This window comes from Paraburkholderia sp. RHO2 (assembly GCF_050955445.1).
GTDB lineage: Bacteria > Actinomycetota > Actinomycetes > Mycobacteriales > Mycobacteriaceae > Prescottella > Prescottella agglutinans_A.
The window spans coordinates 2,786,069-2,799,680 of the sequence record NZ_CP162617.1 but is presented as its reverse complement, the minus strand read 5'-3'; the positions used below and the strand labels follow the sequence as shown (position 1 = coordinate 2,799,680).

12 protein-coding genes are annotated in these 13,612 nt (G+C 71.9%); 6 read left to right on the top strand and 6 right to left on the bottom strand.

What is annotated here, in order from left to right:
• Positions 1 to 86 precede the first annotated feature (86 nt).
• Entirely contained in the window at positions 87 to 560 is a 474-nt protein-coding gene (locus tag ABTV10_RS12890) for a nucleoside deaminase (RefSeq protein WP_499027455.1), read from the top strand.
• Between the two features lie 57 nt (positions 561 to 617).
• Here the strand turns inward: ABTV10_RS12890 and gnd are convergent, their stop codons facing one another.
• Positions 618 to 2,078: an NADP-dependent phosphogluconate dehydrogenase gene (gene gnd, locus ABTV10_RS12885; RefSeq protein ID WP_499027452.1), complete on the bottom strand. Its 1,461-nt coding sequence runs from the start codon at positions 2,076 to 2,078 to the stop codon at positions 618 to 620.
• A 77-nt stretch (positions 2,079 to 2,155) separates the two neighbouring features.
• Positions 2,156 to 2,953 carry an SDR family oxidoreductase gene (locus ABTV10_RS12880; protein WP_499027450.1) on the bottom strand — a complete coding sequence of 266 codons (798 nt, stop codon included), beginning with the start codon at positions 2,951 to 2,953 and terminating at the stop codon, positions 2,156 to 2,158.
• A gap of 42 nt (positions 2,954 to 2,995) precedes the next feature.
• Here ABTV10_RS12880 and ABTV10_RS12875 point away from each other — a divergent pair, with 42 nt between their 5' ends.
• Positions 2,996 to 3,514, top strand: coding sequence for a metallophosphoesterase family protein (locus tag ABTV10_RS12875; RefSeq protein WP_499027448.1), 519 nt, complete (start codon positions 2,996 to 2,998; stop codon positions 3,512 to 3,514).
• 114 nt (positions 3,515 to 3,628) lie between these two features.
• On the opposite strand, the gene ABTV10_RS12870 is transcribed toward ABTV10_RS12875, so the two are convergent.
• From ABTV10_RS12870 to ABTV10_RS12860, 3 genes are all read right to left on the bottom strand, one after another.
• The gene (locus ABTV10_RS12870) at positions 3,629 to 5,671 is read right to left on the bottom strand and encodes a DEAD/DEAH box helicase (protein ID WP_499027447.1); all 2,043 of its coding nucleotides are present in this window, start codon (positions 5,669 to 5,671) and stop codon (positions 3,629 to 3,631) included.
• Between the two features lie 238 nt (positions 5,672 to 5,909).
• On the bottom strand, positions 5,910 to 6,875 hold the full coding sequence (locus ABTV10_RS12865; protein WP_499027446.1) for a M56 family metallopeptidase: 966 nt from the start codon (positions 6,873 to 6,875) through the stop codon (positions 5,910 to 5,912).
• Between the two features lie 28 nt (positions 6,876 to 6,903).
• Positions 6,904 to 7,362, bottom strand: coding sequence for a BlaI/MecI/CopY family transcriptional regulator (locus tag ABTV10_RS12860; RefSeq protein ID WP_499027444.1), 459 nt, complete (start codon positions 7,360 to 7,362; stop codon positions 6,904 to 6,906).
• Between the two features lie 133 nt (positions 7,363 to 7,495).
• On the opposite strand from ABTV10_RS12860, the gene ABTV10_RS12855 reads away from it, so the two are divergent.
• From ABTV10_RS12855 to ABTV10_RS12840, 4 genes are all read left to right on the top strand, one after another.
• Entirely contained in the window at positions 7,496 to 8,803 is a 1,308-nt protein-coding gene (locus tag ABTV10_RS12855) for an alpha/beta hydrolase (RefSeq protein WP_499027442.1), read from the top strand.
• Positions 8,800 to 11,352 carry a phosphatidylglycerol lysyltransferase domain-containing protein gene (locus ABTV10_RS12850; RefSeq protein WP_499027440.1) on the top strand — a complete coding sequence of 851 codons (2,553 nt, stop codon included), beginning with the start codon at positions 8,800 to 8,802 and terminating at the stop codon, positions 11,350 to 11,352. Before ABTV10_RS12855 ends, ABTV10_RS12850 begins: the two co-directional genes overlap by 4 nt.
• Positions 11,353 to 11,446: 94 nt before the next feature.
• Positions 11,447 to 11,971, top strand: coding sequence for a hypothetical protein (locus tag ABTV10_RS12845; protein ID WP_433604236.1), 525 nt, complete (start codon positions 11,447 to 11,449; stop codon positions 11,969 to 11,971).
• Positions 11,968 to 12,612 carry an RES family NAD+ phosphorylase gene (locus tag ABTV10_RS12840; protein WP_499027438.1) on the top strand — a complete coding sequence of 215 codons (645 nt, stop codon included), beginning with the start codon at positions 11,968 to 11,970 and terminating at the stop codon, positions 12,610 to 12,612. Before ABTV10_RS12845 ends, ABTV10_RS12840 begins: the two co-directional genes overlap by 4 nt.
• 36 nt (positions 12,613 to 12,648) lie before the next feature.
• Here the strand turns inward: ABTV10_RS12840 and ABTV10_RS12835 are convergent, their stop codons facing one another.
• The gene (locus ABTV10_RS12835; protein ID WP_499027436.1) at positions 12,649 to 13,575 is read right to left on the bottom strand and encodes a LysR family transcriptional regulator; all 927 of its coding nucleotides are present in this window, start codon (positions 13,573 to 13,575) and stop codon (positions 12,649 to 12,651) included.
• Positions 13,576 to 13,612: the final 37 nt, after the last annotated feature.

The window sequence follows — 13,612 nt, the reverse complement described above, 5'->3', positions numbered from 1 at the left end:
AGTCACAGGCTACCGCGGGTGACAATCACGATTGACGAGTGAAAGAGGAGGTATTCGTGTCCGAATCCGGGAGCACGGATCGATCGGTGACCGAGACGGAGTTCCGGCACCTGCAGCGTTGCGTCGAACTCGCCGCCGAGGCGCTGGCGGCGGGGGACGAGCCGTTCGGGTCGGTCCTGGCGACCGCCGACGGCACCGCGGTCGCGGAGGACCGCAACCGGGTCGCCGGCGGGGACCGCACCCGGCACCCCGAGTTCGAACTGGCGCGCTGGGCGGCGGAGCACCTGACCGTCGAACAACGGGCCGGCGCGACGGTCTACACCTCCGGCGAGCACTGCCCGATGTGCGCGGCCGCGCACGCCTGGGTGGGGCTGGGCCGGATCGTCTACGTCGCGTCCACCGCGCAGCTGGTGTCGTGGCTGGACGAGATGGGGGTGGCGCCGGCGCCGGTGCGCCCGCTGCCGATCCGGGACGTCGCGCCGGGCGTCACCGTGGTGGGCCCCGTCCCGGAACTGGTCGAGGACGTGCGCCTGCTGCACCGCCGCCTGCACGGCGCGTGACGCACGACGGGGGCGGACGCCGTCGCGTCCGCCCCCGTCGCCGGTCCGGTTACCGGATCAGGCCTCGATCTCCGAGCGGTCGCCGCTCCAGAGGGTGTGGAACTTGCCCGGCATGTCGACGCGCTCGTAGGTGTGCGCGCCGAAGAAGTCGCGCTGGCCCTGGGTCAGCGCGGCCGGCAGCCGCTCGGCGCGCAGGCCGTCGTAGTACGACAGCGACGACGCGAACGCGGGCACCGGGATGCCCAGCGTGGTCGCGGTGACGACAACCCGACGCCAGCTGTCGATCGCGTTCTCGATGGCCTCACGGAAGTAGGGCTCGACGATCAGCGACGTCAGCTCCGGGTTGGTGTCGTACGCCTCCTTGATGCGGTTGAGGAAGCGGGCGCGGATGATGCAGCCGCCGCGCCAGATCGTGGCCATGTCGCCGGGGGTGAGGTCCCAGCCGTACTCGTCGCTGCCGGCGCGGATCTGGTCGAAGCCCTGCGCGTAGGCGACGATCTTCGACGCGTACAGAGCGCGGCGGATGTCCTCGGTGAACTGCTCGACATCGGTCGGCTTGGCGCCCAGCTCACCCGACGCCAGTCCCTGCGCGGCCTTGCGCTGGGCGCGCGACCCGGACAACGCGCGGGCGAACACGGCCTCGGCGATGCCGGTGACCGGCACCCCCAGATCCAGCGCCGACTTGACCGTCCAGCGGCCGGTGCCCTTCTGCTCGGCGGCGTCGACGATCACGTCGACCAGCGCCTGGCCGGTCTTGGCGTCCTTCTGGCGCAGCACCTCGGCGGTGATCTCCACCAGGTAGCTCTCGAGGTCACCGGCGTTCCACTCGGTGAACACGTCGGCGACCTGCTCGGCGTCGAAGCCGAGCGCGGCGCGGAACAGGTTGTAGGCCTCGCCGATGAGCTGCATGTCGGCGTACTCGATGCCGTTGTGCACCATCTTCACGAAGTGGCCGGAGCCGTCCGGACCGATGTGGGTGCAGCACGGGGTGCCGTCGACGTGCGCCGAGATCGACTCGAGCAGCGGGCCGAGCGCCGCGTACGACTCCTTGGGGCCGCCGGGCATGATCGACGGGCCGTTGAGCGCGCCCTCCTCGCCGCCGGAGATGCCGGCGCCGACGAAGTGCAGGCCCCGCTCGCGCAGCGCCGCCTCGCGGCGGATCGTGTCGGTGTACAGGGCGTTGCCGCCGTCGATGATGATGTCGCCGGGCTCCATCGCGTCGGCGAGTTCCTCGATGACCGCGTCGGTCGCCTCGCCGGCCTTGACCATGATGAGCACGCGTCGCGGCTTCTGCAGCGCGCCGACGAACTCCTCGATGGTCTCGGTGCGAACGAAGTCGCCCTCGTCGCCGTGCGCAGCGAGCAGCGCATCCGTCTTCGCGACGCTGCGGTTGTGCAGGGCCACCGTGTGTCCGTGGCGGGCGAAGTTGCGGGCGATGTTGGAACCCATGACGGCGAGCCCGGTGACGCCGATCTGGGCGCGGGCAGCCTCGGTGCTGGCAGAAGTCTCGGAGGTCATGGTTACAGCTTCCCCCGAGACCCCACCGTGACGCGAACCGGCCCCGCCTCCCGGGCGGCATTTTCGTTGCGCGGCGGTCAGAGTTCGCGCCAGCTGCCGTCGTTCATGTCGTGTCCGTGCGCGGCCATGAGCATGAGGCCGCCGTCGACCGGGATCGAGCGGCCCGTCAGATACGACGAGCGCGGGGACGCGAGAAAGGCGATGACGGAGGCGATCTCGTGGACGTGACCGGGGCGTCCGCTCGGGTTGCCCGGGCGGTCCTCGTGGAAGGCGGCGGCCTCGTTCATGCCGGTCATCGGGGTGGCGATCTCACCGGGCGCGACGGCATTGACGGTGATGCCGTGCGGGGCGAGTTCGAGTGCGAGGCACTGGGTGAGCATTCCCAGTCCGGCCTTCGCCGAGCAGTACGCGGACGCGCCGAACCGCGGCACGTGTTCGTGGACGCTGGTGACGTTGACGATCCGTCCGCCCCGGCCGGCGTCGACCATCGACCGGGCCGCCCGTTGCGAGCACAGGAACGGCCCGTCCAGATCGGTGGCGAGCACTTCGCGCCACCGGTCGTAGGTCAGGTCGAGCACCCCGTCCCGGTGTCCGGTGCCGGCATTGTTCACCAGCACCCCGAGCCCACCGAGTTGTCGCGCGAGGTGGTCGATCGTGTCGGCGGTCTCCGGGCGCGTCAGGTCCTGGCGGGCGACGTAGCAGCGTTGTCCCCGCTGTTCGATGGCCGCGCGGGTGTCCTCGGCGCCGGCCTCGTCGGTGTGGAAGGTGATGCCGACGTCGTACCCGTCGACGGCGAGGAGTTCGGCGGTGGCTTTGCCCATACCGGAGTCTGCGCCGGTGACGATGGCGAGCCGGGGATGTGCCGGAGCGGTCATGGTGGGGGTGTACCCGATAGCGGGGACCGCCACACTGAAGGGATGAGGCTGTTGCTGCTGGCCGACACCCACGTCCCCGCGCGGGCACGTTCGCTGCCGGCCGTCGTGTGGGACGCCGTGGACCGCGCCGACGTGGTCGTCCACGCGGGCGACTGGGTCGGGATCGGGCTGCTCGACGAGCTCGCGGACCGGGCTAAGCGGCTGGTCGCGTGCTGGGGCAACAACGACGGACCGGCCTTACGGGAACGGCTCCCGGAGATCGCGCGGGTGACCCTCGACGGGGTTCGACTGGCCGTGGTGCACGAGACCGGTGCGTCCGCCGGGAGGGAGAAACGCATGGCGGCCGCCTATCCCGACACGGACGTGCTGGTGTTCGGTCACTCCCACATCCCGTGGGACACCACGACCCCGAGTGGTCTACGGCTGCTCAACCCGGGCTCGCCGACCGACCGACGCCGGCAGCCGCACTGCACATACATGACCGCGACGGTCGAGGACGGCGCGCTGGGCGAGGTGGAGTTGCATCGTCTTCCGGTACGGGCAGCCGGCGCCGGGCGCTGACGCGTAGCGCACCACCAGCCGTCCGGCACCGACACCATGCACCCCGGCCCCGGTCGCCCTGGCGGGGCGGCCGGGGCCGGGGTGCTGCGGACGCGCGGTCAGTCGACCTCGCCGCTACTGGTTCCGGTTGCGGTGCGGGCCGTCGAATCCGTCGTAGCTGCGACGCTCGGTGCGGCTGCGGAACCCGCTGTTGCGCGGGGCCGGTCCGCCCGGGCCGCCGTTCCGCTCGCTGTGCGAACGGTCGGCGCGATCGCCGTACGAACGCCGGTCCCGGTCACCGAAGTCGCGGCGGGGCCCGCGGTCGCTGCGCTCACCGAAGGAGCGGTTGTTGTCGCGGGACCCACGGAAGCCGCCGCCGTCGCCGTCGCGGCGCGGGGCACGGTTGTCCCGATCCCCGAAATCCCGACGAGGGCCGTCGAAGTCGCGGCGCGGACCGCGATCGCCACGGAAGCCGTTGCCGCGAGACTCGCCGCCGTGCGACTCGTTCCGACGGTAGCCGCCCTCGCTGCGACGGTCGCCGAAGTCGCGGCGCGGGCCGCGGTCGGTGCGCTCACCGAACGAACGGTTGCCGCGATCACCGCGGAAGCCGTCGCCGTCGCGGCGCGGGGCACGGTTGTCCCGATCCCCGAAATCCCGACGAGGACCGTCGAAGTCGCGGCGGGGGCCGCGGTCGCCGAAGCTGCGTTCGCCCTGGCTGCGGTCACCGAAGTCGCGGCGCGGCCGGTCGTCCCGATTGCCGCGGAACTTGCCGTGCTCGCCGTCGCGGCGCGGGCCACGGTCACCGAAGTCCCGGCGGGGTCCGCGATCGTCACGGTTGCTGGAGTGTCCTCGGAAGCCGCCGTCCCGGCGCGGACCGCGGTCGCCGAACGACCGGTCGCGGCGCTCGGTGCGGAAGTGGCTCTCGCGCACCGGCTCCCCGCTCGGGGCCTGCGCTCCGGTGATCGCGGCCAGCTCCTCGGAGCCGGGGAAGACGGGCACGGCGGTGGCGTCGACGCCCGCCATGCCGGTCAGGCGGCGGAACATCCGGCGCTGGTTGGGCAGCACGATCGCGGCGACCACACCGGCCTCGCCGGCGCGGGCGGTGCGGCCGGCGCGGTGCAGGTAGTCCTTGTGGTCCTGCGGCGGATCGACGTGCACGACCAGGTCGATGCCGTCGACGTGGATTCCCCGAGCCGCGACATCGGTCGCCACCAGCACCGGTGTCCGGCCGCTCTTGAACCGCTCGAGCACGCGGGTGCGCTGGTTCTGCGCCTTGCCGCCGTGCAGGGCCTCGGCCGCGACACCCTGCTCGCGGAGGCGTTCGACGACACCCTCGGTGCCCAGCTTGGTGCGGGCGAACATGATGGTGCGGCCGCCCTTGCGGGAGGCGATCTCGGCGAGGACCGCGTCCTTCTGGCCGCGTTCGACGAGCAGCACGTAGTGGTCCATCGTGGTGACCGACGCGCGGCCGTCCTGCGTCGAATGCAGCTCGTGCTCGGGCAGGAACTCGCGGACCAGGGCCTGCACGTCGTTGTCGAGGGTCGCCGAGAACAGCAGCCGCTGGCTGTCGTCCGGGGTGTCGCCCAGCAGCGAACGGACCTCCGGCAGGAAGCCCATGTCGGCCATCTGGTCGGCCTCGTCGAGCGCGGTCATCTCGATCTCGTCGAGGACGCACGTGTTCTGCCGCAGGTGGTCGCCGAGGCGTCCGGGGGTCGCGACGAGAATGTCGACGCCGCGCCGTAGCTGGTCGACCTGCTTGGTGAACGGCGTGCCGCCGACGGCGGCCTTGACGTTCAGGCCGATCGACCCTGCATACGGGGTGAGCGAGTCGACGACCTGGAACGCCAGTTCGCGGGTGGGGACGAGCACCAGCGCGCGGGGACGCTTGGGCGCCGGGCGGTCGTCGTGGCGGGCCAGCCGCGCCAGCATGGGCAGGCCGAACGCGAGGGTCTTGCCCGAGCCGGTCTGGGCGCGGCCGAGGATGTTCTTGCCGGCGATGGCATCCGGGATGGCCATGGCCTGGATCGGCGACGGGCTGGTGATCGAGTTGCGGGCCAGCGCGGCCACGATGGGCTCGGGCAGACCGATCTCCGCGAACGTGGTCTCGGGCGCGTCGGTGGACGGCTCGTCGAGCGCCACGGCGGCGTCGTCGATGGGATTGGGGGCAGCAGAAGTCACGCGGATATACCTCTCCGGACGTCGGGCGCGTCGCGGAGCGGGCTGTCACGCAGCCGCACGAAGAGACGAGCCAGGGCACAATTCACCTGGCCATCCGTGCGCTCTGCGCGGGGGAGATGGGGCTGTGTGCCTCACATGAATGATCGGGCCCTGACTGCGGGCCGTCGTCGAGTGTACGCGATCGTGCACCACACCGGCGGCTCGGAGGAGGCGGTGTGAGGTGTGTAACTGGAGGCGGTCAGGGCTGCGCCGGCGAGAACAGGCGGCTGAGCTCGACCAGCCACGGCACCGCGACGGCGATCGTGGGGACCACCAGGATCGCGGCCGCGGCCAGGTAGGCGGCCGCCGCGACCCGCCTGTCCGCGCCGGCGCCGCTGAGGCGCTGGACCCGCACCAGGGTGCTCGGGCCGCCGACGGCCATCGCGCCGCGCGGGGCGGTGGATCCGGCGCACGTGACCAGGGCGCGTGCGAGCGGACCCGGGCCGGTGACCTTGACGGCCGAGTCGTCGGCCAGCAGTTCGACGAGCAGCTGCACCGAACCGAGCGCCGACTTGGAACGGACCACCCGCGGGAACGCCTGGTGGACGGCGGTGAACGCCTCGAGCACCAGGTCGTGGCGGGCACGCAGGTGCGAACGCTCGTGGGTGAGGATCGCGGTGACCTCGGCGTCGTTGAGCGAGTTCAGCGTCCCCTCGCTGAGGACGACGCGCTGCCGCAGCCCCGGCAGGCAGTACGCGATCGGTTCGGCGGCGTCGAGGACCCGCACGTCGGGGAGTCGTTTGAGCGTGGCGGACAGGTCGATGTCACCGCGGTCGAGGAGATCGACGAGCATGCGGTGCCGGGCGCGACGGCGCCGGGTGTGCACGGCCACACGCACGACCGAGAAGATCAGCTTCGCGCCGATCAGCAGCGTGAGACCGAAGACGACGACATACAGGATCCACAGCGGCAGCCCGAGCGCGTCGATCTCGGCCATCGGCTCCGTCGTGGGCCGGCCGTCCGGACCGGGAACCAGCAGTCGGCTGGCGATCGCCAGTCCCGAGCTGAACGCGGACAGCACCGCCGCCAACGCGATCGCCTGCCACAGCACCAGGGCGGCGCGAGGCGAACGGAACGGCCACTGCGCGCGGCTCAACAGCGCCGGCACCGGACCGGTCAGGAGGAGCGCGAGCACCCCGAATGCAAGCGCTGTGGGGGCGTTCATCGGTGACATGTCATGGCGTCGAGGGGCCTCAACTCGCCCGGCCGGTGCCCGCGTGCAGTCCGGCGGTGCCCGGCGCGTGCAACGGGGCCGGATGGGCCGCCTTCTGCGCCTTCTCGGCCTCGGACTCCTCGAGCGCGGCGAGTGCCTCGCGCAGCGCGGCGGCCTCGTCGGCGCCGACCTGTCCGACGAAGTGGACGAGTGCGGCGGCGCGCTCACCGGAGGCGTCGGCCTGCTGCAGGGCGTCGACCATGAGGCTCGCGACCAGTTCGTCGCGGCCGTGCACGGGGACGTAGCGGTGCGCGCGGTCGTCGCGCTGCTGGATGACGAGCTGCTTCTTCGCCAGCCGCTGCAGGACGGTCATCACGGTGGTGTACGCGAGTTCCCGCCGGGCAGCGAGGGCCTCGTGTACCTGCCGCACCGTCTGAGGTTCCGACATGGACCACAAGTGGTCCATCACTGCACGTTCGAGCTCGCCGAGTCCAGCCATGCTGCGATTCTACGGACCGCACGCCCCGCATGCTTACTACTGGTGGTAGTAAGTTTCGGCGTGTCGTGTGGTATGTCCGCACCGCGGAGCCCACCGGTATACCGGTGGGGTAACCCGTCGCACTGGAGGTTCGGTGTCGCAGTGGCTCGATCGTCTCTCGCTGGTCTCCGGGCCGCTGCCTGTCCTCGTCGCGATCTGCGGTGTCGCGGGCGCCGGATGGCTGGTGGCGCGGCGCCGCCGGTGGTTCCTGCGATGGGCCCTGCCGCTGTCGCTGCTGACCGCGGCGGCGGCCACGGCCGTCCTCTACGTCGTCGTCGAACGCGTGTGGCGGCCGTTCCCGGACCCGATCGAGAAGTCCGTCTACCTGTGGATCGGCGTCGGGCTGTGGGCGGTGCTGCTGCTGATTCCCCGGTCGCTCGTCGGACGCCGGTGGACGATCCCAGTGTCCGTCGTTGCCGCGGGGGCCGTCGTGCTGGCCGTCGCCCTGCACATCAACCAGATCTTCTACGCCTACCCGACGGTGGGGACGGCCCTGGGGCTCCCGGATCCCGACCGGATCGCCTTCGCGCAGGTTCCGCCCCCGACCGGTCCGGTCGTCACCGGCCGGCCCCTCGAGGACGCGTGGGCGCCGCTGGCGCCGGGGGACCTGCCGGCCAGCGGGAAGTTCGCGACGGCGCCGATCCCGGGCGAGAAGTCCGGCTACACCGCGCGCGACGCGGTCGTGTACCTCCCGCCGGCCTACTTCGCCTCGCCGCGGCCACTGCTGCCGGTGCTGGTGCTGCTCGCCGGGCAGCCGGGGTCACCGGAGGATTGGCTCAACGGGGGCAAGCTCACCGCGACGATGGACGAGTTCGCGCGCGCACACCACGGGCTCGCGCCGGTGGTCGTGGTCGCCGACGGCACCGGATCGCAGCTCGCCAACCCGCTGTGCCTGGACTCCAAGCTCGGGAACGTCGCCACGTACCTCGCCGTCGACGTGCCGGCCTGGACCAAGGCGCATCTGCAGGTGGACCCGGATCCGCGGGCATGGGCGGTCGGCGGGCTGTCCTACGGAGGGACGTGCGCGCTGCAGTTGGCGACGAACTACCCCCAGGTGTACCCGACGTTCCTCGACCTGTCGGGTCAGGAGGAGCCGACCCTCGGCGACCGCCCACGCACCGTCGACGCGGCGTTCGGCGGCGACGAGGCCGCGTTCGTCGCGGTGAATCCGATGGATCTGATGAAGACGCGACGCTACCCGGACACGGCGGGGATCATCGTCGTGGGCAATCGCGACGACGCCTACCGTGGCGGCGCGCAGAAGGTGTTCGAGGCCGCGAAGGACGCAGGCATGGACGTGCAGTACGTGGAGGTGCCGGGGGCGCACAGCTTCTCGGTGTGGTCCGCGGGGCTGCGTGCCGAACTCGACTGGCTGGCGAAGCGGATGGGGCTGATCGCGTGAACGCGTTGCGGCGGTATGCCCGCCGGGTCGTCGAGCTGCTCCGGTACGGGGCCGCCGGCGCCCCGGTCAGCATCACCGTCCTGGCGCTGATGTGGGTGCTCGGGTTCGCGACCGATGCGGTCGCCCACGGCCCCGGGCAGTTCGTCGACCGGCATCTGGCGGTCGGGATCGGCCCGCTGGAGCACTGGCGGCTGTGGACGCCGCTCACCGCGGGGCTGTGGGCGTCCGGGCTCGCCGGCTACCTCGGGGCGACGGCGCTGGTCTTCCTGGTCGCGGCGCCACTCGAACGGCGCATGGGATCGGGCCGGTTCGCGGTCTCCGCGCTCGTCACACAGGTGGCGGGCACGGCGCTGGGGCTGGCGGTGGCCGCGATGGTCAAGCTGCTCGACTCCGACTGGGGTTTCCGGCTGCACATCGGTACGGCGGTGGGCCCCACGGCGTGGGTCGCCGGCGTCGCGATGGTGGCCAGCGCGTCGATGGACACGCTGTGGCGCCGACGGATCCGCGTCGGCCTGCTCGCGCTGACGATCACGCTCGTGTTGTTCGCCGGCCAGTTGCAGGACGTGATCCGACTCGGTGCCGTCGTGGTGGGACTGTGCCTGGGCCCGTGGCTGGTGGGACGCTCGGCCCGCGGCCCGCGGATCACCGGCACCCGCCGCGAGGGCCGCGTGCTGGTCGCGATCGTGGTGGCGGCCACGTCGATCGGCACGATGCTCGCGGCTCTCTCCCCGCACGCGGTCGGGCCGCTCGCGGTGCTGCGGGATCTGTTCCGGGGCGTGCCGTGGACCGCCGCCGAGGTGCGCGAGATCTGCGAGGAGGCGCCGTCCGGCGCGGATTGTCGGCGCGGTGAGCTCGACCTGCGCCTGTCCGGCCTGGGCCCGACGCTGCTGAGCCTCATGCCGTCGGTGTTCCTGTTGGTGCTGTGCGACGGGCTGCGGCGTGGGCGGCGGTTCGCGTGGATCGCCTCGACCGTCGCGCAGGTGCTGCTGCTGGCGCTGTCGCTGCTGAACTTCGTGGTCCGGTACATCGACGTGGTCGACGGGGACACGCTGTTCTACGGGCTCGACTCGCCCAACGTGTACCGCACCCTCGCGCCGTTCCTGACGCCCCTGGCGCTGGTGATCCTGCTGCTCGCGACCAGGAAACTGTTCGACGTCTCGGCGCCCCCGAAGACCTACCGGCGCCTGTTCGGCAAGCTCGCGGTGTTGATCGTCGGGCTCGGTGTCCTCTACGTCCTGGGTGGGATGTGGGCCCGGAACGGTTTCGACCGGCGGCCGACCGTGGCCATGCTCGTCGCGGACTTCCCGGAACGGCTGGTGCCCCCGGTGTACCTGCAGCTCGTCGATCCTCGGCTGCTGCCGGTGGACTGGGCGTCGACGCTGCTCTACGAGTGGACCGGCGTGGTGTTCTGGGTGACGGCGTGCGTGCTGGTGGCCGCGACGTTCCTGAGTCCGGCACACGGCGCCGACAGCGGGGCCGCTGAACGGGCCCGGCAGATCCTGACGTCCGGGTCGGGCAGCGCGCTGTCGTGGATGACGACGTGGGACGGCAACTCGTACTGGTTCGGCGTCGGCGGCGACAGCTATGTCGCGTACCGCGTGATCGGCGGGGTCGCGTTGACCACCGGTGGTCCGGTGGGGCGGCCGGACCGGGTGCGTGACGACGTCGCGGGCTTCGCCGAGTTCGCGGCGGCCAACGGCTGGGTTCCGTGCTTCTACTCGGTCACCGGCGACGTCCGCGACGCCGCGGACGCGCTGGGCTGGGTGACGGTGCAGGTGGCCGAGGAGACCGTGCTCGACCTGGGCTCGATCGCGTTCACCGGCAAGAAGTTCCAGGACGTGCGCACCGCCCTCAACAAGGCCGCGAAATCGGGCATCACCGCCGAGTGGGTCGACTTCCACACCGCCCCGCTGGCGATCACCGACCAGATCACCGCGATCTCCGAGGAATGGGTCGCCGACAAGGGGATGCCCGAAATGGGGTTCACCCTGGGTGGGCTGCAGGAGATGGACGACCCGCAGGTGCGGTGCCTGGTCGCCGTCGACGAGCAGCGCACCGTGCACGGGGTGACGTCGTGGCTGCCGGTCCATCGGGACGGCCGGGTGGTCGGCTGGACCCTCGACTTCATGCGGCGCCGCGCCGACGGGCCGCACCAGGGTTTCCGGCCCGCGATGGAGTTCCTCATCGCGTCGGCGGCGCTGCTGCTCGAGCAGGAGGGCGCCGAGTTCGTGAGCCTGTCTGGCGCGCCGCTCGCGACCGTGCGCCCGGACGGCGCGGACCCCGACGTGCCGGCCGACGTCCGCCCGGGCTTGGCGGACGCGATGGACTCGGTACTCGAGGTGCTCGGGCAGACCCTGGAACCGGTGTACGGGTTCCGGTCGCTGCTGGCGTTCAAGTCGAAGTTCCAGCCCCGCTACGAGCCGATGTACATGTGCTTCGCGGACCCGGTGGCGTTGCCGAGCATCGGCAACGCGATCGGCCGCGCCTACCTGCCGGACGTCTCCTTCGGGCAGGGTGTGCGGCTGGTGCGGAGCCTCATCCAGCGCTGATCCGGCGTCGCCGACTAACCCCACGGGTTGACGTGGTTGACTGACGCTGGCACCGTGGTGGTTGACGTGGTTGACCGGACGAAGGGAAGCGCCGATGTCGTCGCTGCTCGACCAGGAGCGGGAGCTGATGCAGTTGCTGGAGCGTCGTGTGCACCGCACGTTCGCCGCCGCCGCCGCGGCCGGTGTGCCCGCCGAGACGTTCGCCGACGTGGAGGCCATCGCCGACGCGATGTCCGCCGCGCTGCCCGCCAGTCACGTCTACGACCGGATCGTCGGCCCCTTCTACGACACCGCCGGACTGACCCGCTGGTGGCGGGTGAGCCGCCAGTCGGTGAGCAAGAAGATCGCCACCAACGCGGTGATCGCCTGCCGCCTCGAGGACGGACAGTGGGTGTATCCCACGTGGCAGTTCACCAGCAGCGGTGCCGTGCACCCCGCGCTGGTGGAGGTGTGGCGGATCCTCCGCGGCGCCGCGGACGCGTGGACGTGCGCGCTGTGGTTGCGCACGCCGCTCGACGTGCTCGACGGGCAGTCGGCCGCCGACTGGCTGCTCGCCGACGGTCCGGTCGAACCGGTCCGCGCCGCCGCCCGCGCCGACGCGCAGCGGTGGGCTGCGTGACCCGGGAGACCCAGGAGACCGACACCCGGCAGCGGGTCGCCCTCGTCGAACCGGGGTCGCGTCCGCTCGACAGCTTCCCGGACTGGCCGCTCACCACGCGCCGCCGTTTGCTGCGCGGCCACAAGACCGCGAACGGGCCGTGGTGGTTCGCCTCGTCCGGCGGCGGCCGGTTCGACCTCGACGTGCCGCGCGGGACGTGCTACGTCGCGTTCGACGAGCGCACCGCCATCCGGGAGACCGTCGGCGAGGTGCTCGCGTCGGCCGGCGTCATCACCTCCGAGTTCGCCGCCGAGCGGTCGCTGTCGACGTTGCGGGTCCCGGCCCGCCGGCGCCTGGCCGACACGTGCGCCGAGGCGGCCGCCGACTTCGGGCTCACCCGCGAACCGGCCACACTCACCCCGTACGTGCTGCCCCGCCGGTGGGCGGCCGCGCTCGCCGACCTGTTCGACGGGCTGCGCTACCAGACCCGCTTCACCACCGGGGCCGGCGCCAACGCGGCAGCGCTGTTCGGCCCGGCCGGGGCCCGCGACGACTGGGCCGTCGACGACGCGCCCGAGCCGTTCGGCGTGGCCGCGCGACGCTGCGGGTTCACCGTCGGTGCACCGCCGCGCACGGTGCGGATCGTCGAACCGCCTGCGTGAGCGACCATCCGGCGACGTGCGTCCGGTGGGTCGTCGTCACGGGCCGGAGGTCGATCCGGCGCCCGCCTGGGCGGTGATCTCCGCGACGGTGTCGTCGAGCAGCGCCTGGAACGCAACCGCGGCGTGGCTGGGCGTGAGGTCGGCGCGGTGCGCGAGACTGACGGTCCGATGCAGTTCCGGCGCCGTCAGGCGCGTGATCCGCAGCCCCGGGTAGTGCAGGGCGGCCATCATGGGCGCGACGCTCACCCCGATGCCGCGAGCGACGAAGCGGAGGACGGCGTCGAGCTCGGCGCCGTCCACGACGGTGTGCGATTGCAGTCCGGCGTCGGCGAAGGCCTGATCGAGGACGATTCGCAGGTCGTAGTTGTCGTGACAGGCCACGAACTCCTGCGAGGCGAGTTCCGCGAGGGTGATCACGCCGCGCCGGGTCGGTGCGGGCAGGTTCGCCGAGGAGACGACGACCAGCTCCTCGCGCAGCAGCGGTGTCAGAACCAGACCCGCGCTGTCGTCGGCCCGTTCGGCGACCACCAGCGCCAGATCGAGCTCGCCCTGGGCGAGTTTCGTAGTGAGGGTGCGTGATCCGGCTTCGGTGACGTGCAGTTCGACGCCGGGGTGCGCGGCGCGGAAGCGGCTGAGGACCTCGGTCGCCAGGCTGATGCACAAACTCGGGGTGGCTCCGAGCCTGAGTCTGCCACCCGTCAATCCGGTCAGTTCGTCGATCCGGCGGTACGCCGCCGCCCGGTCCTCGAGCATGCGGACGGCGACCGGCAGCAGGGCCTCGCCCGCGGCGGAGAGGGTGACCGCCCGCGGTCCGCGGTCGAACAGCCGCACGCCGACGTCCTTCTCGAGCGCGGCTACCTGGCGGCTGAGTGACGGCTGGGCGATGCCGATCTCGTCGGCCGCGCGGGTGAAATGTCCGACCCGCGCGACCGCGACGAAACACTCGAGTTGATCCAAGGTCACGTAAATAGCGTAAATGCATCAGGTCGATGGTTTGAAT